The sequence below is a fragment of the Natronobeatus ordinarius genome (genome assembly GCF_024362485.1).
In the GTDB taxonomy this organism is placed as follows: domain Archaea; phylum Halobacteriota; class Halobacteria; order Halobacteriales; family Natrialbaceae; genus Natronobeatus; species Natronobeatus ordinarius.
This window is the reverse complement of sequence record NZ_CP101456.1, coordinates 3,684,952-3,707,807: the sequence shown is the minus strand read 5'-3', so window position 1 is coordinate 3,707,807 and position 22,856 is coordinate 3,684,952. Positions and strand designations below refer to the sequence as shown.

Genomic DNA, 22,856 nt, shown 5'->3' with positions numbered 1-22,856 from the left:
GACATGACTAAATTCGAGATAGAAATTAACTACGGTGACGAGTTCTGCACGGCTGTCACCGATGGAACTGCAGATCCGTACACCGGGATCAGAATACACGTCGATGATAGCTATCTCTACGGGGCCTCCGATCGGGTACCGAAAAATTGGGTTACGTATATTGTCAATAGTCTCCTAGAATCGGTTCCGGAAATAGTGAATGGCAAGAAAGCTGTGATCACTAATCACAATGGACCTTCGTATTTCGTCCTAGAACCGGAGGATAATACCAAAACACGGATAACGAACGTTCTCCAGTACGAAGGAATCGACGATCCGGACCAGCGACTCCCTGAAGCAAAGAGTGCCGTCGTCGAAACGCGTTCAGTCATCGAGGAGAGCATCCGAACTGGCGAAGAACTGGTAGATCAAATCATGAAATACAACCCCGATTTGACCGATCACACCGATATTCAACTACTACGTTCAAATCTCGACGACGCTAGAACAGCCGCAGAAGGAATCTGACGAGGAATCCGACCGTCGACTGGTACGCTGCCCAAGACCTCATCGAAACAGTATGCTGACCTCGAGGCAGTGACTTCGTTTACGTCTTGGCGGTGGTGCAGAAGTCTTCATAGAGTCTGCACTTGCCGATCACGGTTCTACAGACGAGATAATCTTCCACATTCAGACTGTTGAAAGTATCAGGTTGTCCCTTCCTGTTTATACGACCAATTCAACCTATGATCCGCCAAATGAGGCCTTGGGACTTATTATTCTCGACTAATTCATGGGAAATAATGACAGTCCTGCCGAAACGCGACTTGTGACGAAGGATCCGGAAAGCAATCTGGTTTGGTTAGAGAACGGCGATAGCGGTTCCGGCTGGGTGCATATCAGAGATGGTCACCGAGATGATTTCCGAAGCGAGTTCCCTAGTGTGAGAGATGGAGAACTCACGATTCACGATCTCATCTACGAGGCGGCTAAAAACCCTCATCGCACAGAACCAAATCCCGGTGGTGGGATTCGGTACTATGACGTTGTAGATGGTTCGGAGATTCGCGTTGCGACCGGTGACAATGGTTACATCATTAGCGCACACCCAGACACATAATCATGAGCATCAAAGCAACTATCGACGAGGTAATTCCAGTTACGGTGTATCAGGAGACGGTCTACGAGCACCGTGTGGTTCTGTGTCTTGAAGACGGCACCCGATTTGGTGTCTTCGATCCGAACTTGATCGCCCGTCCCTCACTTGTCGGTAGTGAACGATCGGTCGTTGTTCGTGCGTGGATTCTCGGAGAAATCTGCGCATGTTCCGATCCCTGCATGAGAATCTTCCCAAATGATTCAGATTGTACCGAATGGAACGATCACCGGTACGAAGGTAACATACAATCCATGGAAGACAGTGACGGAAAGGTCAGGATGCAGGTAGGTATCCATTCGGGGACGATCAAAGTAGTGGCGGATCCAGACGAAGTTTCGGAATTCGAACCTGGTGATGGCATCTCGGTTACTGCTGGCAGAACCGATCTCGTCGGGATCGAGGGTATCACTTCGCTGTCGGAACCACTAATGCGACAACGGTACTAACGCCCGGACAGGCGTGTCGGGGACGAAGACGACGCGGATCGTGCTCTCGATACCCTCGAGGACCTCCGTCATCTCGAGGACCTCCGTCATCTCGAGGACCTGTCCTCGAGCGAGCAGGCCGCACTCGCGGCACGCCTCTCGAAAAGTTCGGACCCGAGCGCGGCACGGGCGTTCGTCGATGACTTGGACGACGTGGGCGACGTTCGCTATTTGCTCGACGAGGACGCCGCGACGACGAATCGACTGGTGGACTGGCACGCGAATCCTGGCGCGCATCGCCACGTCGATCCGGATCTCGAGGCGAACGATTTAGTCCACGTCGCGCGAAATGGCGACGTGAACGAGGTCCGCGCGATCGTGAAAGGTTCCGACGAGTTCCAGGATCGCGGGAGCGTGCAGTGGCTCGAGAGCGGTGACGCGTCGAGCGGGCTTGAACATGTCCTGCAACGACATGCTGATGACTTTTACGGGAACTCTCGACTCGATGTCTCCAACGCGGATGATATCAGGGATAGAATCTACCAAACAATACAGGACGGTGATGCTCACCGAATTCCTGAAAGTGAGGGAGGAGGGACTGTATACATCAACGAGATTAACGAACAAGCTGTAACAGTCATAGTTGGCGACAATGGTTATACCATTACGTCCCATCCTGGCACGCCAGCGAATATAGACACCTAATTCGATTCAACAGAGGTTACTTTATAATGATCTGTGAAATAGTTGCTGTGAATCCGGATGCACAGTATTCTGGCACGACGTACACCCAGACCGTCTGTTGCCAGGTAGAAAACGGGACCGAGATTTCCGTTTTCGATTCTACACCGCCAATAGTCGATGACGCGATGCGAGGCAACCGCATCGACGCAATGCTGCTGGCAAGAGCTCGGGATATCACGATCTCTAGTGAGGTGAGCAGAACGATCAACCCTGGTAACGGAACCGATTGTGTATACGTAGGAGAAGTCGTAGGAGTAGCCTCAGTAGGTACGTCACAGATACAGGCACTTGAGGTGAACGTCGACATCGGAACCGTCTACGTTGAGCCGGACGCCGATTTCGTGGATACCGTCGGTGCAGTAGAATCAACGATAGGGGAACTCGTTACGGTGGATGCGTATCGGACGGACATCGTCGACTTCGACGCCGCGTGAGCGTCGGCGATCAGTTGCCCGCCAATGCGGAGAGTAAAAGCCCATACGACGTGAACGCGGTAATCCCGATCCGGTGAACGTAAGCCAGCCGACAGATTCTCCAGCTTGTCGGCGAGAACCCCGACGGCGTTCGCCTGGTCAACGAACTCGGACCGGGCGAGCCGCGCGCGCTACTCGCGAGCGACGCCAACGTCGCCCGAGTCTTCTGAGCACACGACCAGCTGCCACAACACCAACAGAACCGCTTTGCGAACCTGCTACGCGACGAAGAAGTCGGCCAGTCGTGGCTCCGCGTGGTGGGCGACGAGCGGATCTCGCCCAGTGAAGTCGGCACGGCCATCGAACGATCGAACCGCATCTCCAGCGACAGTCGAGTCACGGAGATCAGAACTGGCAAAGAGGCGAACGCGTCCCTCCGTGAACGGTACGGGGATGACTTCCAGCCCGGCTAACACACATTGGTCAGAACGCTGAATATATACTACACATTCCCGTGGCAGCGAGAGCGGAAAGTACAGGTGACGTGATGTGGCTTGAGCGAGGAACGGAAGAGTATGAAAAAGAACACATCATCAAGCGTCATGCAACCGGCGAGGTTACAGCAGATACGAACACGGATATGTACCCGGTTGGTGGCCAAGTTACAAAAGATAGTACGACGTACGATATCTCAAATAGAATGGGTGGGCCTTGTTTGAACGCGTGATTTCACGGGTGAGCCCTCGATGGCGCGTTCGATGTTGCGGACCGCCGGTTTCATGACAAGTTCACGGAATTGTCCGAACCAGGTTCTTGGAGAAATCTCGAAACGGTGTAAAATCAGTGGGTGCGATGGACAGAATCCGGGTTAGAATCGCTCCTCTGGCTCAATTTCGTGAGATATGCCGATCCTGAGCAGTTCGCGGCGTTCGCCGACGAACTGCTCGAGCGATCAGCCAAAACAGCCATCACAAGAGGGTGTCATACAATTCATCTCATGCCACGAGCTTGGTTCGACCCGGATTTTCACCCTGTTCGTAGTTCGTGATGGCAACGATCACTCGGAGACACAGTCCAAGATACACTTCTACCCGCGCATGGGCGCGGCCTCGGGCGCGCAGCGTCCCGAGGCCGCAGTCTGAACACGCTCCAAACGTTCGCTCAACTTGCGTTCGTCGCTTGTATGTCTCAGCGACATCCGTCTTTAGCTAATACTCAGAGTAATACCGAATAACACCGTTTTGGAGGTGGGTTTCGTCAGTATACGACCGCTGCGGGGCGAAAAAGCAGTCTCTGCATTATCTGTACTGTTGACTCTCAGCCGCATCAGCGGTTCAGCCGCTAGATTCGTTCGACTAATACCATTAAGCATAATTCTGCCACGGAGTATAACCAGCAGTCTTAGCTAAAGACGAATGGTCTCAGCGAGGATCGAACGCTTGAGCGTCACATCTTCGGTGAATTCGCTGATTCGGTTTTCGACGCGGTATTCGATATCGAGCGGTTCGCTGGTGTTTCGTGGGTTGTACGGGGCGATCGGCACGACTCCTGCTTCCAGCAGGAAGTCGTGCCAATCGAGGATGTCGTAGCCACTGTCTCCAAGCATCCAGATCGGCTGTTTGACGGCGAGCGCGTCACGTGTGACGCGCATCGCCGTCTCCTTCGAGGCCTGTTTCGCCTGCGTAAACTCCGCTGCAATCGGAATCTTTGGCCCTGCCGAAACAATCGTGAGACCGAACCCGTAGTAGTAGGCTTCGGCCGTTGGATCGTAGTTCCACGACGCGTCATCGTTCCACGCAAGGGCTTCGAGATCGGTTGAATCGATCCGGAAGGTAGAGTCGAGCAGGCCGCAGGTAGCGGCCTGCTCGACGAGGCAACTGAACACGTCGTCAACGACCAGTCCGAGGTCAGTGAGGAAGCGATCGACCGCGTCTCTCGACGGCAGTCGATCGAACCCACAGCTGAGCCAGACGGCCGTGTTTTGGAGTTCTCGGGTGACAGGACGAGGCCCGTAGATTCCCTTGTAGTAGCAGTGAAGAAAGCCTTTGAACAGTTCTGGCGGGTGATGATCTCGTGTTCGCCCCCGACGAGCGGGGGCGAACACGTCATACTCGCTGAGAAAGTCAAAGTCGAGGTACTCAAAGAGCGGAAGTGTCTCGACAGCCACGAGATTAAAGAACTCGTCTATCCAAGGCTCATCTTGCAGGGTTTGAGTGCTGCTGGACACGGCTTCTCAACCCTGCCCTTTCGTGTGCGACGTATTCTATGACACCCTCTAAAGACGGATGCTACTTCGTTGTAGTGAACACTGAACTGATCTTCTTTGAACCCATACTCTGGGAGTCCAGTGTGTGACCGAGAGCCACCGATACGACCGGCTTGTGTTCACAGGAACCTGGCTGCGGACCCGTGAGTAGAACATCCGTCCGAACGGACACGACCGTGCCAATACCTGGTCTGTACTCACTCGTTCTATCCGTCGTACTTCTCGAGCACCTCGAGAACGTGTCCTCTTTCGCGGGTGTCGCGCGCTGGACACCCTCGCGTTCGGTCGCGACCGGCGTTTCGGTCCCCGCAACACGGACCGAAAGCGGTTCCCGCGAGTCCAGAGCCTGTTGCAGAAGTGAGGTTTTTAAGGCTCACGAACGAAACTGGGACAACATGGGCATCCTCTCTCGGACGTCGTACGTTATCCGGTCGAAGATCAACTCGCTGCTCAATCGGGCGGAGGACCCGACCCAGACGCTCGACTACTCCTACGAGCAGATGCGCGATCAGCTCCAGCAGGTCAAACGGGGCATCGCCGACCTGACGACGCAGAAAAAGCGCCTCGAGATGCAGAAACGCCGCCTCGAGGAGAACGTCGAGAAACACAACGGCCAGGCCCGCACCGCGGTCCAGCAAGGTCGTGAGGACCTCGCCCGACGGGCGCTCGAGAAGAAGAAGACGAAGATGAACCAGATCGAGGAACTCGAGCGCCAGATCTCGGACCTGCAGAGCCAACAAGATCGGCTGATCGAACAGAAGAACGAACTCCAGAGCCGGATCGAGGAGTTCCGCACCAAAAAGGAGACGATGAAAGCCCGCTACGAGGCCGCAGAAGCCAGCACGACGGTCTCGGAGGCGATGACCGCCACGGGCGAGGAGTTCGAGGACGTCGGTCGCGCCATCGAACGCGCCGAGGAGCGGACCGAGGACATGGAAGCTCGCGCCGCCGCCCTCGACGAACTGCACGAGTCGGGCGCGTTCGAGGACGTCCTCTCCGACAAGGACAGTATCGACCGCGAACTCGAACAGCTGTCGACCGACAGCGGCGTCGAGGGCGAACTCGAGACGCTCAAAGCTGAACTCGGCGAGGACGAGGCGCCCGCGGCGGACGTCGAAGAGGAGGTCGATCTCGAGGACGTCGACGTCGACGAGGACGTCGAAGCCGAGCTCGCAGAGCTCCAGGAAGAGGAGAATCGATAACGCCTGCCGGCCGTCGGTAGTCGCCACAAAGCGGACCGATGACGACGCCCTCGCGCTCACTTCTCCCCCGACGCCGTTGAGGCGTCCGGGGCGTTTGTTTTCCGCTCGATTCGCCCCATCGTTCGGAGGAACACCTAATGCACAGTATCACAAATTATCGTGTATGACAAATGGCGCCGACCTCGATGGGACGTCCAGAACCGAGTGTCTCGTCCTCCTGGGACTCGTCGAACTCGAGTGTCACGACCGGACGCCAGCACAGACGCACGAACTGCGAAGCACCTGTCGGGACGGAACGGTCGGCGAGGCGGTCGTCGGCAGCGTCTCCGAAGCGGACGTGATGCGATCGCTGTACCGGCTCGAGGCGAGCGACGTCGTCGAGGAGGTCACGCCCGAGACGACGTCGCCCACGGGGAAGGGGCGACCGAGCTACGAACTGGCCGTCGACCCCGAGGAGGTCGTCGACCACGTCGCAACGGAGCCGCCGTTCGACGAGGTCGCCGACGAACTCCGCGAGTCGACGCTGTAGCCGTCGCACACGGTCGACGGTCCTCGAGCGAGACTGCTCGCGGAGGCGAGACCACAGACGAGTAACCGCCCACCTCATACGGATCGTTGTACCGTTTTACCGGTCATCGCTCGAACGGGGCAGCGATCACCGGCACCGAGTCACAACAGACCGTATCACGCGCTGCCGGCACCGATCTTTTGTCTTCCGGCGTCGTTCGTGCCAGCCGATGGGCGATTCGAACTCGAACGACCCGATGCACGAACGAGTCGAGGGGAGCAGGATCCGGCTGTGGTTCCTGCTCGCGGTGAACCGGTGGCTCCTGACGGCGGCGATCCTCGGGACGACGTTCGTCGTGCTCGTCGCCCTTAGCCAGCTCGGGCTCAGCCCGCTCCGGCGGATCGTCGAGAACCAGGACGGCCTCGAGTTCCTCTTCTCGGCGTTCATCGGGGCGATCATCACCGGGACGTCGATCGTCGTTACGATCAACCAGCTCGTCCTCTCCCAGGAGCTCGGCGCGGTCGGCGACCAGCGCGAGCGCATGACCGCGTCGATGGACTTCAGACGGGACGTCGAGGCGGAACTCGAGGAAGGGGTGTCGCCGCCCGAACCGTCGGGCTTTCTGTACGAACTGCTCGACGGAATCGAGGCGAAAGCCGAGCAACTCGTGGAGACGATGGAGGACGAACGCGACGAGGAACTCCGCGAGGCGATCGAACAGTACGTCGACGAGCTGACGGACAACGCGCGGCGAGTGATGGACGAGCTCGAAGACGCCCAGTTCGGCACGTTCGAGGTAATCTGGTACGCGCTCGACTTCAACTACTCCCGGAAGATCTACGAGGCGCGCCAGCTCCGCCACGACCACGCCGACTCGCTCTCTGCGGACGCGAGCGAGGCGATCGACGACCTGATCGAGGTCCTGAAGTTCTTCGGACCGGCCCGCGAGCACTTCAAGACGCTGTACTTCCAGTGGGCGCTGATCGACCTCTCGCGGGCCCTGCTCTACATCTCCGTGCCCGCACTGGTGGTCATGGGTGGGATGGTCATGTACGTCGACGCGACCGCCCTTCCGGGGACGACGCTGGGCGTCGACAACCTCGTCTGGGTGACCAGCGCCGGCTTCGTCGTCGGCGTCGCCCCCTTCGTCGTCTTCACCGTCTACATCCTCCGGGTCGCCTCCGTCGCGAAGCGGACGCTCGCGATGGGACCGTTCATTTTGCGGGAGTCAGAGCGCGAACAGGATCTCGGCTGAGCAAGCTCGAGCGCCGTCGATCCGTCTGATCACTCGATCGAGATCGTCTGGAGGTCCTCGGCGAACCGGACGTCGCCGTCGTAGTGCTCGGCGATCGAGTCGCGCATCTCCGTGTGTCGGCCGTTCGTGTGCGGATAGAGGTGGGTGAGGTAGACACGGCCGATCTCGCAGTCGGCGAGTTCCCGGCCCAGTTTCGCTGGCGTCGGGTGGTTCGAGACGTCGACGTCGTCGGGGAACGAACAGTCGTGAGCGAGGATCGCCGAGCCGTCCGCGAAGTTCGCCAGCCCGGCGAACGCCTCGCTGTCGCCGCTGAACGTAAAGCGGTCGTCGAACCGGTAAGCGAGACACGGCAGCGAGTGGCGGGTCTCGTACGCCGAGACGTCGAAGCCGGCCACCGAGAACTCGCCGGGGACGACCTCGCGAACCTGCAGGTCGAGTCGTCCGTCCATGTACTCGTGAACGGAGAGCAGGCCGTCGACGAGCGCCTTCGTCCCCTGGGGGCCGACGACCTCGAGGTGCTCCTCGCCGGCGAGCCAGCGGGCTTTCATCAACGGAAGCAGATCCGCCACGTGGTCCAGATGGTGGTGCGTCAGGAGGACGCTCGAGACGTTCTCGTAGCCGACGCCGGACTGCTGGAGGCGGTGGAGGACGCCACAGCCACAGTCGACGAGGAGTGTGCGGCCGTCCTCCTGGACGAGGATCCCGGTCTGAAAGCGCTCGCCGGTCGGCATCGCCGCACCCGTGCCGAGAAACGTGACGCGCATGTGAGATCGTGCGACGGCGAGGCGGTTAAGAGTGCTGGCTTCCCGAACGATTGCCTGAGCCAGCGCGAGCGTGCACCGATACATCGCCGACCGATTCACTTTCACTGCGGTGACCAAACCCTCTTACTCGCGCCGACCAACCTTCGGACGATGGATGGGAGCGAGTTGCCGGTACCCGACGAGGAGCTGCCGTTCGACCCCGACGCCGTCGAGATCGACGACCGGGACGTCCTCGAGGTGCTCGAGCCGGCAGTCCGGGAGTGGTGGCTACGGGAGTTCGGCGCGTACGTTCCCGAAAATGGTGGGTTTTTCACCCCGCCGCAGAAGGCGGCCATCCCGAAGATTCACGCGGGGACGAACACGCTGATCTGTGCGCCCACGGGGTCGGGGAAGACGCTCTCGAGCTTCCTCGCGATCATCGACGAACTCTTCAAGCGTGACCAGCTCCAGGACGAGGGCCTCGAAAACTCGGTCTACTGCCTCTACGTCTCCCCGTTGAAGTCACTGGCCAACGACATCCACCGCAACCTCGAGGTGCCCCTCTCCGGCATCGAGTCGATCCTCGAGGCTCGCGGCGAGGACGTCGGCGAGATCCGCCACGCGATCCGCCACGGCGACACGGACTCGAGCGCGCGTCAGCGGATGCTCGAGGAAACTCCCCACATCCTGAATACGACGCCGGAAACGCTGGCTATCCTGCTCAACGCCCCCAAATTTCGGGAGAAGCTTCGCACCGTCGAGTACGTCGTCGTCGACGAGATCCACTCGCTGGCGGCGGGAAAGCGGGGCACGCACCTCGCGGTGAGCCTCGAGCGACTCGCGGCGCTGGCCGACGGGCCGATTACACGGATCGGCTGTTCGGCGACGATCGAGCCGCTCGAGCGCGTGGCGGAGTTCCTGGTCGGTCGGGACGCGCCGGGTGGTCCTCCTCGCCCGTACGAGATCGTCGACGCCCGCTTCGCCCGCGAGTTCGACCTGAAACTCGAGTGTCCGACCGACGACCTGATCAACACGCCACGGGAGCTCGTCCAGGATCGATTCTACCGGCGACTCCACGAGCACGTCCAGGCTCACACCAACACGATCGTGTTCACGAACACGCGCTCGGGGGCCGAACGCGTGTTGCACACCCTCCGGGAACGCTTTTCGGCCTACGACGAGGAGAACTCGGCCTGTCACCACGGGAGCCTCTCGAAGGGCGTCCGCCAGGAGGTCGAAGACGGGCTGAAGGCGGGCGATTTCGACGTGGTGACCTCCTCGACGTCGCTCGAGCTGGGCATCGACATGCCCCACGTCGACCTCGTGGTGCAGGTCGGCTCACCCAAGAGCGTCGCCGCCTTGCTCCAGCGCGTCGGACGGGCGGGCCACCGCGTTGGCCAGACCGTGACGGGCCGGGTGATCGCCCTCGACAGAGACGAGGTGCTCGAGTGTGCGGTCATGCTGAAGCGGGCCGAGGAAGGATTCGTCGACTCGGTGTCGATCCCCGAGAACGCCCACGACGTCGCCGCCCAGCACGTCTACGGGATGGCGATCGCCGCCGTCCGGCCGGAGTCGGCGGTGACGGCGATTCTCCGGCGAGCCTATCCGTACCGGAACTACGACGACGAGGCGTACGAGGGGCTATTGCGCTACCTGACGGCGGAGTACGCCGGGATGGAGGATCGGAACGTCTACGCGAAAGTCTGGCGCGACGAGAACGATCCGCCCGACGGCGACTACCACTACCCCGATTTCCCCGTCGGCGAGTCCCTGATCGGGAAACGCGGTCGGCTGGCGCGGGTGATCTACCTGACCAACGTCGGGACCATCCCGGACTCCTTCTCCTGTGACGTTCACACCCGCGCGAGCGACGAGTGGGTCGGCCAGCTCGACGAGGACTACCTCGACACCCTCGAGAAAGGTGACGTCTTCGTCCTCGGAGGCCAGCACTTCGAGTACCGCTACCGCCGGGGCTCGAAGGTGTACGTCGACCGCACGAGCGCCCGGCCTACGGTGCCGTCGTGGTACTCCGAACGCCTGCCGCTCTCGACCGACCTCGGCCGTGAGATCCTCGCCTTCCAGCGCGAACTGCTCGCCCGCTACGACGAGGACGGCCCGCCGGCCGTCCGGGCCTGGCTCCGGACGTTTCCCCTCGACGACCACGCCGTACGGGCGATCGCCCGGCTGTTCGACTATCAACTCAGGTACGCCGGCCCCGGGAGCGTGAGCACCGACCGACGACTCGCGATCGAGGTCGAACGCGACCGCGAGGAGTACGTTCGCCGCTACTACGTCCACTCGGTCTACGGCCGCGAGGTCAACGACGGCCTCTCGCGGCTGCTGGCACACCGCTGCGCTCAGGAAGCCACGGCGAACGTGACGGTGGCCGTCGCCGACAACGGCTTCACCCTCTCGATGCCGCTCAATCGGAAGGTCGACCTCGTGGGGGTCCTCGAGGACCTCGAGCCCGACCGCGTTCGCGAGGAGCTCCGGCGGGCGCTGTCGGGGACCGACCTCGTAAAGCGGTACTTCCGGATCAACGCCACGCGCTCGCTGATGATCCTCAAACGCTACAAGGGCTACGAGAAATCCGCGAGCGAGCAGCAGGTCTCGAGCGAGATGCTGCTTGGTTTCGCCGAGGGACTCGAGGAGTTCGCCGTGATAGAAGAGACCTACCGGGAGCTCCTCGAGGACAAGCTCGCGGTCGCGGCGATCGAAGGCATCGTCGACGCGATCGAGGCGGGCGAACTCGAGGTCGACCGCCAGTTGCTCGACTCGCCGACCCCGCGGGCGTTCGGCCTGGCGACGCTCTCGGCGAGCGACGTCGTCCTGGCCGAAGACGAGTCCGCGGCGCTCCAGGCGTTCCACGAACACGTCCTCGAGGAGATCGGCGAGGCGTCGCTCTCGGGACTCACGGGCGAGGAGTGACGAGCGGGGTGTGGTCGGCGTGGAGTGACGAGCGTAGAGGGACAGGCGCGGAGTGACGGGCGCGGAGTGACAGGCGCGGAGTGACGGCGCTCGAGCGGGCGGCTCAGTCCCGGTGAGGGTCGACGAACGCGGCGTTGAACTCGTCGATCAGGTTCTGCAGCCGGTCCGTGTTCCGGTAGGCGAACGTCACGGGGGCACAGTCGGCCGCCGGGCGGTCGCCAGCAGGGGTCGGTTCGGTCGTGGTCGATTCCAGCGTCGGTTCGGGCGTCAGGGGCACGTTTCGGGTACTCATATCGGTCGTGTTCAGCGGCGGTCGGGAGTCGGTACTCGTCGGAGAAGAGCTCACGATACTACGTGTACGACCGACATTGCTACTCCCCTCTTTCGCCCAATACATAATAAATGTTCATGATCGACAGGCAGTGTGAGCGACGGGCACACGCCACAACCATCGTCGACCACCACCGGCCGAACGGACGAGGAGTTCAGGCGCCTCGAGCGTTCAGAACCCCGAAATCGGCGACTCGACTCGAGCCGACCGCAGTATGTCGAACGTTATCACTCGTCTCCAATCACTTAACCGTCCACCCCACGTACTGCAGGTATGAGTGAAGAATCCGGGCGTCGGAACCTCCGCATGCCCTCGGACGGCGAACTCTTTGGCATCGTGACAGAGCACAACGGCGGCAACCACGTCCGCGTGCGCTGTGAGGACGGCAAGAACCGAATGGGCCGGATCCCCGGCCGAATGAAGTACCGAACCTGGATCAACGAGGACGACGTCGTGCTCGTCGAGCCGTGGGACTTCCAGGACGAGAAGGCCAACATCGAGTGGCGCTACACCGGCCAGGACGCCGCCCAGCTCCGGCGCGAAGGACACATCGACTGATTCGGGGATTTTCCCGCGACCACCAGCGTTTTCTCGAGCGATTGCCTCATCCCGCCTATGACAGCCAGCGAACGCGTCGTCGTCGTCGGCGCGGGAATCTCGGGACTCGCCATCGCCAGCGAACTCGCCCCCGACCACGAGGTGATCGTCCTCGAGGCGGGTGGCGTCGCCGCGGACACCACCTCCCGCGCCTCGGGCATGATCTCGCTCGCCCTCGAGCCGTTCCCCGAGGCGTGGATCCGGTTCGCGCTCGAGCGACTGCGCGACCTCGATGGACAGGGAACGTTCTCGTTTACCGAACGGGAGACCGTCCGGCTCGTGCCGGGGACCGACAGCCACGGCTGGACCGACCGCGCGCCCGACGGCGGGACGTACTTCACGCAGGCCGAACTGCTCGAGCGCTACGACGCGTTCGACGATCTCTCGGCGTACGCCGGCGGCATCGTCTACGACGGCACCGGATTTTTGAACGTCGCCGACTACGCCGCGACGCTGAAGTGGCTCGCCGAGCGCGAGGGCGCCGGCATCTACCGCGACCACGCGGTCACCGGCCTGCGCGTCGAGGACGGCGTGGTCGTCGGCGTCGAGACCGAGTACGGACCCCTGGACGCCGACCACGTCGTCTACGCGACTGGCTGGCGCGCCCGCGAACAGCTCGCGCCGTACGTCGAACTCCCGGTGCGCCCGCTGCGCTGGAACGCAGTCGTCCTCGAGCCCGACGCCTCCCTCGCCGACGCCCCGCTCGGCTCCGAGCCGACGATGCGCGTCTACTGGCGGCCGACCCCCCGCGGCGACGTCCTGATCGGCGGGAACGAACACCTGCTCGAGGCACCCGAGGAAACGCCGATGGGCGTCCAGGAGTCGTTCCGCGAACTGGTGTGCGAGGAGGTCGCGCCGTTGCTCACAGGGCTCGAGGACGGCCGCATCCGCCGGGAGGACTGCTGTCCGACCGCAGACACCGCCTCGCCCGACGGCCTGCCGATCGTCGACGCCCCCGAGGCGGCCCCCGACGGCCTCACCGTGGTAACGGGACTGCACGGCCGCGGCGTCATGCTGTCGCCGATCACCGGCCGGGCGGTCCGGTCGCTCGTCACCGGCGAGGACGCACCGTTCCCGCTCGAGGGACTTCGGCTCGAGCGCTTCGACGATCGGTCGGCCGACTTCGAGTACCGAAGTCACTGGGAGTGACGGGACTCGAGAGGGCGGACAGGTGGGCCCACTCCAAAGACGATTGGTGAGCCTATTCACGTTCCCTGGATAACATTTTTGTAGTGACTGTTCGTTGGACCGCCATATGGTATGGGATAACCGGAGGGGTCACTGACGGTGCGGATCATGGCACACCTGTCCGCTCGAGCGGACGCCGCCTACGACAACACGTATCACCACAAGTTACGCGGACGACTCTGGCGGGCCCTCGGGGGGACCGACTACGACGAACTCCACGACTCCGGCGAGCCGCCAGGGTTCGTGATGTCGAACCCGTTCCCGCCCGGGGACATGCGCGAGGGAGACGACCGAACGTTGCTCGTCGCCTCCCACGACGAGGAACTCCTCGCGCACGTGGCCGCGGACTTGCTCGAGGATCGGGAGCTGAACGTCGGCGAGATGCCGTTTCACGTCGACGACGTCCGCGCACTCGCACCTGACGTCGGCGAGCCGGGGACGCGAGGGACGCTTGAGACCGGCACCGGACTACTGGTGCGAATTCCGCCGTGGCAATGTGAGGAGTACGAAATCGACCACCCTGGAGGAGATACAGCCGTCTTCTGGAGGCCTGAACATACGACCGAGCCACTGGTGGCACAACTCGAGGCGAACCTCGACAAGAAACATCGGCTGTTCGCACCCGAGTATCTGCCGGGGCCGAGCGACGTCGACGGCGACCTCTTCGACGGCTACGAACTGATCAAGACGTTCGCCGTGCCCGTGACGGTGACTGAAGGCCAGGAGATGACCTACGTGTTGAGCAAGTGGCGGTTCGAATACACCGTCCGGAACGACCACCATCGCAGGCATCTCAACCTCGCGCTGGACGTTGGTCTCGGAGAACGAAACTCGCTCGGGCTGGGATTCGTAAACGTCACGGATCGAACCCGGCCGAGTGAGACCGAACTCGAGGGGGAGGATGCTTTCGCCTAAAGCGTTCCGCGACGCCTACGACGACGAGGAGTTAGCCGAGGAGTTGCCGGACTCCCCAATCGGCTCGCTTCGGGACATCCAGTACCTCTACGGGAAGCTCTACACGCTTGCGACCACCGGTGGCGGAGAGTACGCACCCTACCTGACGCCCGATGCCGCGGACGATCTGATCGACACCGACGACAGCCTGCTCGTCGTTCGCGTCGATGTCTCGGGTTCGGAGCCACGGCTCGCCGATGACCAACTCGGAGCAGTCTGGTCGACTAGATACACGGAGGGTCTCATCGAAAAGGTAGGTCATTGCTACTTCCAAAACAGGGGTGCAGGAATAGACCACAGCATTACACACAAATCAGGTAAAAATAAATCGCCAGAGAGGCTTGGAGAGTACGCAAAACACCGCTTTACACGGTGGCCATCTGAAGATGCTGTACAACACCTCATCAAGGAGCATCCTGATGGATGGATAATTGACCGGTTAGCCGAAGTAGCCGACAACGAGGCACTACTCACGGAAATAAAAGAGGAAGTTCAGCGCCAAATTAGTGGTGATCAAACAGCATTAATCACGGTCCAAGTGAAGACAGAAAGTAATGAAGGGTATCAGTGGCCGGCTGATGTGGATGTCCTCATGGAGGGAATGCGAGCACAGCGTCTCTCCAAACTTGTTACAAAAAACAAGGCAAGTGATTCTTCTGGTGAGGCATACGATCTAGTTACTAGGGAACGATCACGTACTGTTGGAACAGCACAGGACCCAATCAATTATTATCTTGGGAAGCAACGGGAAAAATTCCCAGGACTGGACATTGAGGAGGCGTGGAGATCCCATCCTATCTCCGAGGACGCTGCCGTAACGGTGATGAACGCCGAGGAGTTCGTCGAGGCCTGTACGTATCGAACCTTCGGTACAAAGGTGTACTACCTGCCGTACTTCTTCGGACAGCCAACTCCTGAGAAAGCACGTAAACTGTACGGGCTTCTCTATCGGACGGCAGTCGATGACGAAGATATGACGCCAGTGGAAAAGGCGTACGAAGAGTACAAGCAACACCGATTCGACGAAACGGCTCTCCGATTCTACGTCTCGGCAGTGATGCCCCACCAGATGTCCCGCTACGATGTCTTTGGTGAGACGCTGAACGGCCGACTTCATTATCCCAGACAGCTCGCAATTGCGCATAATCACCTAGTCAAGAACACCTCGGCGTTCGTCTCCGAGGAGAGAGACGACTGGACGGCACCGATGCCAACGAACGAGAAGTGGGAACTGCTCGCGAGCGGTAACAACAGACTCCGCGCGATCTCGACGGGCTGGTACTTCTACCAGACGTTCGCCGAGCGCGACGATACCGACGCCGACGCGGACGACCCGCGCATTCAGGCTCTGGTCAACGTCCTGAGCGGCGAGCCGATCGCCGTCGACGTTCTACTCGAGGAATTCGTCTCCCGTATCAGCAGCGAGGAAACCGACGACGAGTACGACGGCTTCCCGTCGTTTCTGGTCGCGAGCCAGTTCGCCCAGCTGTGTGCACTCGCCGATGGCGACCTCGAGTTACTCACCACGTTCGACCCAGGAAAGGAACCGATCACGCACGAACCGACCTACGAGGAATACACGATGGAAATACCGGACATACTAGCCACTGACGGGGGCCACCCCGCCGACGCGAAACTCGAATCGTTCATCGAAGAAACCCCAGCACTCGCCCCCGATCCCGACGGGCCGTCGATCACCGACGAGCGCCGCGGGGCGTTCTTACTCGGTGCGCTCGTCGGCGATATCGGGAGCTACCAGGAGTACAGCGAGAATCGATCGACGACACTGGTCGATCAGTATCCCGTGAAATCGATCACTCGCTCGCGGATCAAGAAGGTGACCCAGGAGACGATCGCGAAGACGCTCACCTACACGCGCCAGGAAAAGAAAGAGGGCAAGTCCTATCCTGGCACCAAGGCGGACTACATCGTCGATCGGCTCCGAGAGACAATCCTCGATCCCGACCCCGACGAGTGGGAGATCGACACCGACGATCTCCGATTCTACTACGCGCTCGGGATCACCTACGGTATGAACGACCACCCAGACTGGGACAAGGTAGAGACTGACGACCAACCAGACCTCGAGGAGGAATACTGAGATGACAGACGCATCCGACACTGTAGAGAACCGCTCCGAAATCGTCTTCCTGTACGACGCCGTCGACGCGAACCCGAACGGCAACCCCCTTAGCGGTGCGAACCGCCCGCGGATCGACCCCCAGACCCAGCAGGCAATCGTCACCGACGTCCGCCTGAAACGGTACCTCCGTGACCAGCTCGACGACGACGGCCACGGCGTCTACATCCGGAACGTCAACGAACAGGGAACACAGTACACCCGCGGAGACCTCCTCGAAAACCGGCTAAAATCCGTCGAACCGGACGACTACGATCTCGATGAGGAGGAGGAAGCCGACCGGTTCCGCGAGGCCGTCTTCGGGGAGTTCCTCGAGAACAGCGTCGACGTTCGCTACTTCGGCGCCACGATGGCAGTCGATGCGAAGGAAACGTACGCGAAACATCTACCCGACCACTTCACTGGTCCAGTTCAGTTCTCGCCGGGGAAGTCGATCCACGCCGTTAACGAGAATGAGGAGTACAACAGCTTAACGAGCGTTATCGCGACGCAGGAGGGGAAAGAACAGGGCGGGTTCGACCTCGATGACCATCGAATTCAGTACGCCCTCATCCGATTTCACGGCCTCGTGGACGAACACGGAGCCGAGGATACGAAACTCACCATAGGGGACGTCGAGCGACTCGACACACTCTGCTGGCGGGCGATCAAGAACCAGACGATATCCCGGAGCAAGGTCGGCCAGGAACCACGGCTGTACTGTCGCGTCGAGTACGCAGAGGAGAGTTTCCACCTCGGCGGGCTCGATCGAGACCTCGAACTTGACGAGGAACGCTCGGAACCCGAAGAGGAACTCCGGACGGTCCGGGACCTGACCCTCAAGGTCGACGGCTTCGTCGACCGGCTGGCGAACGCGAGCGGACGGATCGAGCACGTGCGTGTGGTTGCGAGTGATGTCCTCGAGGTGTCCTACGGCGACGAGGTCGGCGGTCCCGAGGTGTTGTACGACGCACTCGAGGACGTACTCGGTTCCGAGGCCGTCGACGTCGTCGACGTCTACGAGGAACACACTACGACGCTGCCGGACGCCGCCGAGTGACGATGGGACAGGAATCGCTCGAGCAGTGGGCGGAAAACGACGAGGGTGACACAGACAGTGGTGACACTGCGACACCCGAACGCTGTCTCTCCGTTACCGTTCGTGGCCCATGGGGTCACTTCAGGCGGATCGAGGGGAACGTCGTCAAGCAGACCTACCGGATCATCCCACGGACTACTGTCGCAGGACTGTTCGCAGCCGTTCTCGGCATCGAACGCGATGGCTACTACGACCTATTCGCAGCCGGCGAGTCCGCGGTGGCGATCCAGCCCGTCAGCGAGATCCGGACGATCAACATGCCGATGAACACGCTCTCGACGGCCGACGGGAACCTCCAGTCGCTGAACGGTCGCGGAAAGCTTAGTGTGAAGCTCCCCGACCCAACGACGCTTCGTCAACAGCACAACTACGAGGTTCTCGTCGACCCTGCCTATCGGATCGATATCTGGCTCGCTGATAACGACCGCTACCGGGAACTCCGGGACATGCTCGAGGCCGGAAAGAGCCACTACGTCCCCAGTCTCGGCCTCTCGGAACACCTTGCTGAGATCGAGTATCACGGCGAGTTTGATGTCGAACCCGGACCGAGGGGTGACTCTGTGGATGTGGATTCAGCGGTCCCCGACGCCGTCGAGGATATCGTCTTGGAGCCCGGAACGCGCTGTCAGGTCGAGGAGTCGCCCGCGTTCATGACCGCCGACGCCGGAGGCCGGACGACTGCCGGCTTTACGGCCTACACGTATAATCCCGACGCCGGTTGTCTCAAGGTCAAAGATGTCGAGCCGTCACGCGTCGACGGTCGAACCGTGGTATTCGTCTGAGATGACGATTCGGTACTCCCATCCACCCGAGGATGGCCACGACGGCGTCCTCCTCCGTGACCATCTCGAGGACGTGGCCGAACGCGTCCGATACGTGGTGCCGGCGGACGCCCGGACGCCAGCGGGAGAGTCCATTAGAGACGTCGTCGAGACGCTCGCGTACGTCCACGACTTCGGGAAGGCAACGACATACTTCCAGCAATACCTCGGGGAACTGCAGGGAACACCGTCGGACACCCGGCGTCGGTACCACTCCCCGGTCGGAGCGTTCGCCGCTTACTATGCACTGGACGCGCAGGGGTACCACACCGAGACCTGCCTCGCGGGTTTCGTCGCCGTCGGGAAACATCACGGAACTCTGCCGGACGTTGCAGAGTACGTCTTCGAACGGTCGCACCGACGTGACGGGGTTTCAGGTGGAAACCAGAACGCTGCCGAACGACAACAGGCAGCGATCGGTCATCAACTACAGGACGTCGATAAAAACGCCCCCGAACTCGCACGGGAAATATTCGAGAAGGCGACCGATGGCAACGGCTCATGGGACGAATTCCACGACGGGTTCGGCGGGTTGCTCGGCGAGATTGAGTCGACCGTTACAGCCTCTGGCACCGGCGTTGGCGTCGACCGGGAGTCGCTGCCGGAGTCGTGTTACGCCCTCGTCCTTGAGTGCTGGGGCTCGCTCGTGCTCGCAGACAAGACGAGCGCTGCCTCGGCCTCGAAGGGGTCGGAACTCTCCGAGAACACCTATGGCGCCGAGCCACCGAGCCTCGAGCGACTGGACGAGTACATCGGCGACCTCGAGGCCGACGCGTGCGCTGATCCAGAGGGAACACGGAGCGAACGGCTGAACCACTACCGTTCGCGGGCACAGTCGATCGTCCTCGAGAACGCGGAGTCGTTCGCCGACGACGGCGGCGGCGTCGCAACGATCACGTTGCCAACGGGGATGGGCAAGACGCTCGCAGGGCTATCGGCGGCACTCACGATCCGGGACCGGATCGGTGGGGAACGGATCGTCTACGCGCTCCCGTTTACCAGTATCATCGATCAGGTGGTCGACGAAGCACAGGACATCTACGAGACTAATACTGCGGGTCGTCTGCTCACTGCTCACCATCATCTCGCGGAGACGACGATCCAAGACGTAGACGAGGGTGACGTCGACGACGCGGACTTGAACGACGACGTCGCCGGAATGCTCGCCGAGAGCTGGCGGGCAGGGATGACTGTAACGACGTTCGTCCAGCTGTTCGAAAGTTTGGCAGGTCCGGCGAACAAGCAATCGATGAAGGTTCCCGCGCTCCGAAACAGCGTTGTCGTCCTCGACGAGCCACAGAGCCTTCCGCTCGACTGGTGGAAACTCGTTCCCCGTCTCGTGACGATGCTAACGGAACGCTACGGGGCAACGGTCATCGCGATGACCGCGACACAACCACACCTGTTCGAGGACGCGGTCGAACTCGTCGACGACCGGACTGCGTACTTCGAGGCGACTGAACGCGTCCGCTACCGCCTCGACCCATCGACGGAACGATACATCGACGAACAAGACGGCCCGAAATCCTACGACGACGCGGCCACGGAACTGCTCAAGGGGCTTGACAGTGGCGACGCCACACTCGCGGTCTGTAACACGATCGACAGCGCGAGAAAGCTGACCGAACTCGTGGCGCAACGGTCTCCAGGGCTGGTAGACATCGGAGAGGTCTACGCCGACGAACTCGAGGCCGTTGGCGATCCGGAGGCTGTCGACCCAACGGCAGTTGCCAAGCGAGCTGAAGCCGCCGGAGATCGGTCCCTGCTTCATCTCTCAACCCGGCTTCGTCCCGTCGATCGGCTCACCCTGATCGAGACAGCGAAGGAACTGACCGGACGCGGACACCCGCTGCTCACGATCTCGACCCAGCTCGTCGAAGCCGGCGTGGACATCAGTTTCGACCGCGTCTACCGCGATCTCGCGCCGATCGACAGTATCGTCCAGGCCGCCGGGAGGTGTAACCGGTCGTTCGAACGGGATCGGGGCGAGGTCACCGTCTGGTGGCTCGACACGCCCGAAGCACAGGATAAGACCCCTGCAGAAGCGGTGTACAATCGCGGCGTCTCTCTCTTGCCGGTCGCTGCGCGGACCCTCGAGTCCGTTCGTGGCGACGGGAAGTTCCTCGAGGAAACGGCGGTCGCAAAGGACGCTGTCGAAAAATACTACGAGGCCCTTCACCGGGAGAAAAACGTCGGAAAAGAGACGTACGCGAGCTACGTCGACGAAGCACGAGGCGACGAGCTCAAGAACCTCTCGCTGATTGACCAGCGCAACGCCATCGACGTCGTCGTCTGCCGAACGGACGAGGAACGGGCGGCTGTGGACGCTATCGAGGAGGCAATGGATCGCTACGAGTTCGACGAGGTCAACCGCCGAATGGATGACCTCCGGACAAGACAGGTGTCGGTTCCGTTCTACAGTGCCGATTCGAAGGAAGCGCGAGAACTCGGTGACCTCCCACCAGTTCATCCCGAAGCGGACGTTCGATTCGTCGATCCCTCGAGACCCGAGTTTGCGGATTTCTTCGATCCGACAACCGGCTTCGTCGTTCCAGACAACACTGTCGAACGGAGGTTCCTGTGACCGACGTCGACCCCGTCATCCGCCTTCTCGAGACCGCCCGCGGAAACCCGGTCGACGAGCCGTTTCGCGTCACTGGCGTGATGATGCAGTACTACCACGTCTGTGAGCGCGAGCTCTGGTTCGAGTCGCGAAACCTCGAGATCGACCGCGAAAACCCCACCGTCGTCCGTGGCACACGCGTCGACGACACCGCGTACGGCGAAAAGCGGCGCAACCTTCACATGGGGATGATCTCGCTCGATCTACTCGAGGACGGCCGCGTCGTCGAGGTCAAACCGTCCTCGAGACTCACCGAACCGGCGCGGATGCAGCTGTCGTACTACCTCTGGTATCTCGAGCGCGTCGCAGGCATCGAAAAAGACGGCGTGCTCGCCCATCCTCGCGAACGCAAGCGAGAACCAGTCGAACTCACCGACGAACGGAGGGCGACCGTCGAGGCCGCGGTTCGGGGGATTCACGAGACCGTGACCCGGGAGACGCCGCCGCCCGCAGAGGAGAAGCCGTTCTGTGACTCCTGTGCGTACCACGACTTTTGCTGGTGTTGATCATGGACAGAAACTACCACGTGTTTTCCGACGGTCGCATCGAACGCACCGACGACACCGTTCGGGTCGTCACCGACGACGGCGAGAAGAAGTACGTGCCGATCGAGAACGCCGAGGCGCTGTTCCTCCACGGCCAGATCGACTTCAATACGCGTCTGGTGTCGTTTCTGAACAAGCAGGGCGTCGCCATGCACGTCTTCGGTTGGGAGGACTACTACGCCGGTTCGATCATGCCCAAACGGGGCCAGACCTCGGGACGAACGGTCGTCTCACAGGTTCGAGCTTACGACGACACCGACCACAGACGCCAACTCGCCGCCGCCATCGTCTCCGGAAGCATCCACAACATGCGAACGAACGCCGTCTACTACGACGGCCGTGGCCGCAATCTCGAGACGGAAATCACTGACCTCGAGGCGGCTACCGAGCGCGTCGCCGACGACCTCCCCGTCGACGAACTGATGGGGATCGAGGCGACCGCACGAAAAGCCTACTACCGGACGTTCAACGAGATTCTCCCCGACGAGTTCCGGCTGTCGAGACGGGAGTACAACCCACCACCCAACGAGATCAACAGCCTGATCTCGTTTGGCAACTCGCTGGTCTACGCCAACTGCGTCTCCGCGATTCGGGCGACCGCACTCGACCCGACGATCAGCTACCTCCATGAGCCCGGCGAACGACGATACTCGCTGTCGCTCGACCTCGCCGACCTGTTCAAACCGGTGCTCGCTGATCGCGTCCTGTTTCGACTCGTCAACCGCGGCCAACTCACTCGAGACGACTTCGAAACCGAACTCGGCTCGTGTCTCCTGAACGAGCGCGGGCGACAGACGTACTCGAAAGCGTTCGAGGAAACGCTCGAACGTACCGTCGATCACCCACAGCTGAATCGAAACGTCAGCTACCAGTACTTGCTGCGACTCGAGGCGTACAAACTCAAAAAACATCTCCTGACGGGAGAGCCGTACGAGCCGTTCAAACGGTGGTGGTGAG

General features: G+C 61.1%; 21 protein-coding genes and 3 pseudogenes. 19 read left to right on the top strand and 5 right to left on the bottom strand.

Annotated features, from left to right (window positions below; all coding sequences use genetic code 11):
• Positions 1–3 precede the first annotated feature (3 nt).
• Positions 4–507 carry a hypothetical protein gene (locus NMQ09_RS18675; protein ID WP_255192078.1) on the top strand — a complete coding sequence of 168 codons (504 nt, stop codon included), beginning with the start codon at positions 4–6 and terminating at the stop codon, positions 505–507.
• 594 nt (positions 508–1,101) lie between these two features.
• Positions 1,102–1,584: a hypothetical protein gene (locus tag NMQ09_RS18670; RefSeq protein WP_255192077.1), complete on the top strand. Its 483-nt coding sequence runs from the start codon at positions 1,102–1,104 to the stop codon at positions 1,582–1,584.
• Here NMQ09_RS18670 and NMQ09_RS18665 read toward each other — a convergent pair.
• Positions 1,564–1,866 (bottom strand): hypothetical protein, encoded by a 303-nt coding sequence (locus tag NMQ09_RS18665; RefSeq protein ID WP_255192076.1) that lies wholly within the window; start codon positions 1,864–1,866, stop codon positions 1,564–1,566. The two genes, NMQ09_RS18670 and NMQ09_RS18665, sit on opposite strands and share 21 nt — an antisense overlap.
• 54 nt (positions 1,867–1,920) lie before the next feature.
• Here NMQ09_RS18665 and NMQ09_RS18660 point away from each other — a divergent pair, with 54 nt between their 5' ends.
• The 4 genes and pseudogenes from NMQ09_RS18660 to NMQ09_RS18645 form a co-directional block, all read left to right on the top strand.
• Complete coding sequence (locus NMQ09_RS18660; protein ID WP_255192075.1) at positions 1,921–2,268, top strand: hypothetical protein; 348 nt, start codon at positions 1,921–1,923, stop codon at positions 2,266–2,268.
• A gap of 26 nt (positions 2,269–2,294) precedes the next feature.
• Positions 2,295–2,741, top strand: a complete 447-nt coding sequence (locus NMQ09_RS18655; RefSeq protein WP_255192074.1) for a hypothetical protein — start codon at positions 2,295–2,297, stop codon at positions 2,739–2,741.
• A gap of 293 nt (positions 2,742–3,034) precedes the next feature.
• Positions 3,035–3,193 carry a hypothetical protein gene (locus tag NMQ09_RS18650; RefSeq protein ID WP_255192073.1) on the top strand — a complete coding sequence of 53 codons (159 nt, stop codon included), beginning with the start codon at positions 3,035–3,037 and terminating at the stop codon, positions 3,191–3,193.
• A gap of 342 nt (positions 3,194–3,535) precedes the next feature.
• Positions 3,536–3,768: pseudogene (locus tag NMQ09_RS18645) on the top strand (hypothetical protein); the annotation flags it as partial.
• On the opposite strand, the pseudogene NMQ09_RS18640 reads toward NMQ09_RS18645, so the two are convergent.
• Positions 3,716–3,910: pseudogene (locus tag NMQ09_RS18640) on the bottom strand (transposase); the annotation flags it as partial. The pseudogenes NMQ09_RS18645 and NMQ09_RS18640 overlap by 53 nt on opposite strands.
• Before the next feature lie 227 nt (positions 3,911–4,137).
• A pseudogene (locus tag NMQ09_RS18635) lies at positions 4,138–4,947 on the bottom strand (transposase); the annotation flags it as partial.
• A gap of 434 nt (positions 4,948–5,381) precedes the next feature.
• Between NMQ09_RS18635 and NMQ09_RS18630 the strand changes: the two are divergent.
• From NMQ09_RS18630 to NMQ09_RS18620, 3 genes are all read left to right on the top strand, one after another.
• Positions 5,382–6,188, top strand: coding sequence for a PspA/IM30 family protein (locus NMQ09_RS18630; RefSeq protein ID WP_255192072.1), 807 nt, complete (start codon positions 5,382–5,384; stop codon positions 6,186–6,188).
• Between the two features lie 163 nt (positions 6,189–6,351).
• Positions 6,352–6,717 (top strand): hypothetical protein, encoded by a 366-nt coding sequence (locus NMQ09_RS18625; protein WP_255192071.1) that lies wholly within the window; start codon positions 6,352–6,354, stop codon positions 6,715–6,717.
• A gap of 208 nt (positions 6,718–6,925) precedes the next feature.
• Positions 6,926–7,951: a DUF7972 family membrane protein gene (locus NMQ09_RS18620; RefSeq protein WP_255192070.1), complete on the top strand. Its 1,026-nt coding sequence runs from the start codon at positions 6,926–6,928 to the stop codon at positions 7,949–7,951.
• 29 nt (positions 7,952–7,980) lie between these two features.
• Here NMQ09_RS18620 and NMQ09_RS18615 read toward each other — a convergent pair whose 3' ends face one another.
• Positions 7,981–8,715: an MBL fold metallo-hydrolase gene (locus tag NMQ09_RS18615; RefSeq protein WP_255192069.1), complete on the bottom strand. Its 735-nt coding sequence runs from the start codon at positions 8,713–8,715 to the stop codon at positions 7,981–7,983.
• Positions 8,716–8,865: 150 nt separating this feature from the next.
• Between NMQ09_RS18615 and NMQ09_RS18610 the strand changes: the two genes are divergently transcribed.
• On the top strand, positions 8,866–11,622 hold the full coding sequence (locus NMQ09_RS18610) for an ATP-dependent helicase (protein WP_255192068.1): 2,757 nt from the start codon (positions 8,866–8,868) through the stop codon (positions 11,620–11,622).
• Between the two features lie 103 nt (positions 11,623–11,725).
• Here the strand turns inward: NMQ09_RS18610 and NMQ09_RS18605 are convergent, their stop codons facing one another.
• Entirely contained in the window at positions 11,726–11,914 is a 189-nt protein-coding gene (locus NMQ09_RS18605) for a hypothetical protein (protein WP_255192067.1), read from the bottom strand.
• A 312-nt stretch (positions 11,915–12,226) separates the two neighbouring features.
• Between NMQ09_RS18605 and eif1A the strand changes: the two genes are divergently transcribed.
• From eif1A to cas1b, 9 genes are all read left to right on the top strand, one after another.
• Positions 12,227–12,511, top strand: coding sequence for a translation initiation factor eIF-1A (eif1A, locus tag NMQ09_RS18600; protein WP_255192066.1), 285 nt, complete (start codon positions 12,227–12,229; stop codon positions 12,509–12,511).
• Between the two features lie 57 nt (positions 12,512–12,568).
• Positions 12,569–13,699 (top strand): NAD(P)/FAD-dependent oxidoreductase, encoded by a 1,131-nt coding sequence (locus tag NMQ09_RS18595; protein WP_255192065.1) that lies wholly within the window; start codon positions 12,569–12,571, stop codon positions 13,697–13,699.
• A gap of 147 nt (positions 13,700–13,846) precedes the next feature.
• Positions 13,847–14,653, top strand: a complete 807-nt coding sequence (gene cas6, locus NMQ09_RS18590; RefSeq protein ID WP_255192064.1) for a CRISPR-associated endoribonuclease Cas6 — start codon at positions 13,847–13,849, stop codon at positions 14,651–14,653.
• Positions 14,640–16,793 (top strand): type I-B CRISPR-associated protein Cas8b/Csh1, encoded by a 2,154-nt coding sequence (cas8b, locus tag NMQ09_RS18585; RefSeq protein ID WP_255192063.1) that lies wholly within the window; start codon positions 14,640–14,642, stop codon positions 16,791–16,793. The genes cas6 and cas8b overlap by 14 nt, the downstream gene beginning before the upstream one ends.
• Before the next feature lies 1 nt (position 16,794).
• Positions 16,795–17,871 (top strand): type I-B CRISPR-associated protein Cas7/Csh2, encoded by a 1,077-nt coding sequence (gene cas7b / locus NMQ09_RS18580; RefSeq protein ID WP_255192062.1) that lies wholly within the window; start codon positions 16,795–16,797, stop codon positions 17,869–17,871.
• A gap of 2 nt (positions 17,872–17,873) precedes the next feature.
• Positions 17,874–18,692, top strand: a complete 819-nt coding sequence (gene cas5b, locus NMQ09_RS18575; RefSeq protein WP_255192061.1) for a type I-B CRISPR-associated protein Cas5b — start codon at positions 17,874–17,876, stop codon at positions 18,690–18,692.
• A 1-nt stretch (position 18,693) separates the two neighbouring features.
• Positions 18,694–21,315, top strand: a complete 2,622-nt coding sequence (locus NMQ09_RS18570; protein WP_255192060.1) for a CRISPR-associated endonuclease Cas3'' — start codon at positions 18,694–18,696, stop codon at positions 21,313–21,315.
• Complete coding sequence (gene cas4 / locus NMQ09_RS18565) at positions 21,312–21,860, top strand: CRISPR-associated protein Cas4 (protein WP_255192059.1); 549 nt, start codon at positions 21,312–21,314, stop codon at positions 21,858–21,860. The genes NMQ09_RS18570 and cas4 overlap by 4 nt, the downstream gene beginning before the upstream one ends.
• A 2-nt stretch (positions 21,861–21,862) precedes the next feature.
• Positions 21,863–22,855: a type I-B CRISPR-associated endonuclease Cas1b gene (gene cas1b, locus NMQ09_RS18560; protein ID WP_255192058.1), complete on the top strand. Its 993-nt coding sequence runs from the start codon at positions 21,863–21,865 to the stop codon at positions 22,853–22,855.
• Position 22,856: the final 1 nt, after the last annotated feature.

What these genes read in the sequence shown, in the direction of transcription:
- NMQ09_RS18625 (WP_255192071.1), top strand. Translation starts at nt 6,352, where the DNA reads ATGACAAATGGCGCCGACCTCGATGGGACGTCCAGAACCGAGTGTCTC.
- NMQ09_RS18620 (WP_255192070.1), top strand. Translation starts at nt 6,926, where the DNA reads ATGGGCGATTCGAACTCGAACGACCCGATGCACGAACGAGTCGAGGGG.
- eif1A (WP_255192066.1), top strand. Translation starts at nt 12,227, where the DNA reads ATGAGTGAAGAATCCGGGCGTCGGAACCTCCGCATGCCCTCGGACGGC.
- NMQ09_RS18570 (WP_255192060.1), top strand. Translation starts at nt 18,694, where the DNA reads ATGACGATTCGGTACTCCCATCCACCCGAGGATGGCCACGACGGCGTC.
- cas8b (WP_255192063.1), top strand. Translation starts at nt 14,640, where the DNA reads ATGCTTTCGCCTAAAGCGTTCCGCGACGCCTACGACGACGAGGAGTTA.
- NMQ09_RS18615 (WP_255192069.1), bottom strand. Translation starts at nt 8,715, where the DNA reads ATGCGCGTCACGTTTCTCGGCACGGGTGCGGCGATGCCGACCGGCGAG.
- NMQ09_RS18675 (WP_255192078.1), top strand. Translation starts at nt 4, where the DNA reads ATGACTAAATTCGAGATAGAAATTAACTACGGTGACGAGTTCTGCACG.
- cas5b (WP_255192061.1), top strand. Translation starts at nt 17,874, where the DNA reads ATGGGACAGGAATCGCTCGAGCAGTGGGCGGAAAACGACGAGGGTGAC.
- NMQ09_RS18630 (WP_255192072.1), top strand. Translation starts at nt 5,382, where the DNA reads ATGGGCATCCTCTCTCGGACGTCGTACGTTATCCGGTCGAAGATCAAC.
- NMQ09_RS18605 (WP_255192067.1), bottom strand. Translation starts at nt 11,914, where the DNA reads ATGAGTACCCGAAACGTGCCCCTGACGCCCGAACCGACGCTGGAATCG.
- cas7b (WP_255192062.1), top strand. Translation starts at nt 16,795, where the DNA reads ATGACAGACGCATCCGACACTGTAGAGAACCGCTCCGAAATCGTCTTC.
- NMQ09_RS18655 (WP_255192074.1), top strand. Translation starts at nt 2,295, where the DNA reads ATGATCTGTGAAATAGTTGCTGTGAATCCGGATGCACAGTATTCTGGC.
- cas6 (WP_255192064.1), top strand. Translation starts at nt 13,847, where the DNA reads ATGGCACACCTGTCCGCTCGAGCGGACGCCGCCTACGACAACACGTAT.
- NMQ09_RS18610 (WP_255192068.1), top strand. Translation starts at nt 8,866, where the DNA reads ATGGATGGGAGCGAGTTGCCGGTACCCGACGAGGAGCTGCCGTTCGAC.
- NMQ09_RS18595 (WP_255192065.1), top strand. Translation starts at nt 12,569, where the DNA reads ATGACAGCCAGCGAACGCGTCGTCGTCGTCGGCGCGGGAATCTCGGGA.
- cas1b (WP_255192058.1), top strand. Translation starts at nt 21,863, where the DNA reads ATGGACAGAAACTACCACGTGTTTTCCGACGGTCGCATCGAACGCACC.
- NMQ09_RS18670 (WP_255192077.1), top strand. Translation starts at nt 1,102, where the DNA reads ATGAGCATCAAAGCAACTATCGACGAGGTAATTCCAGTTACGGTGTAT.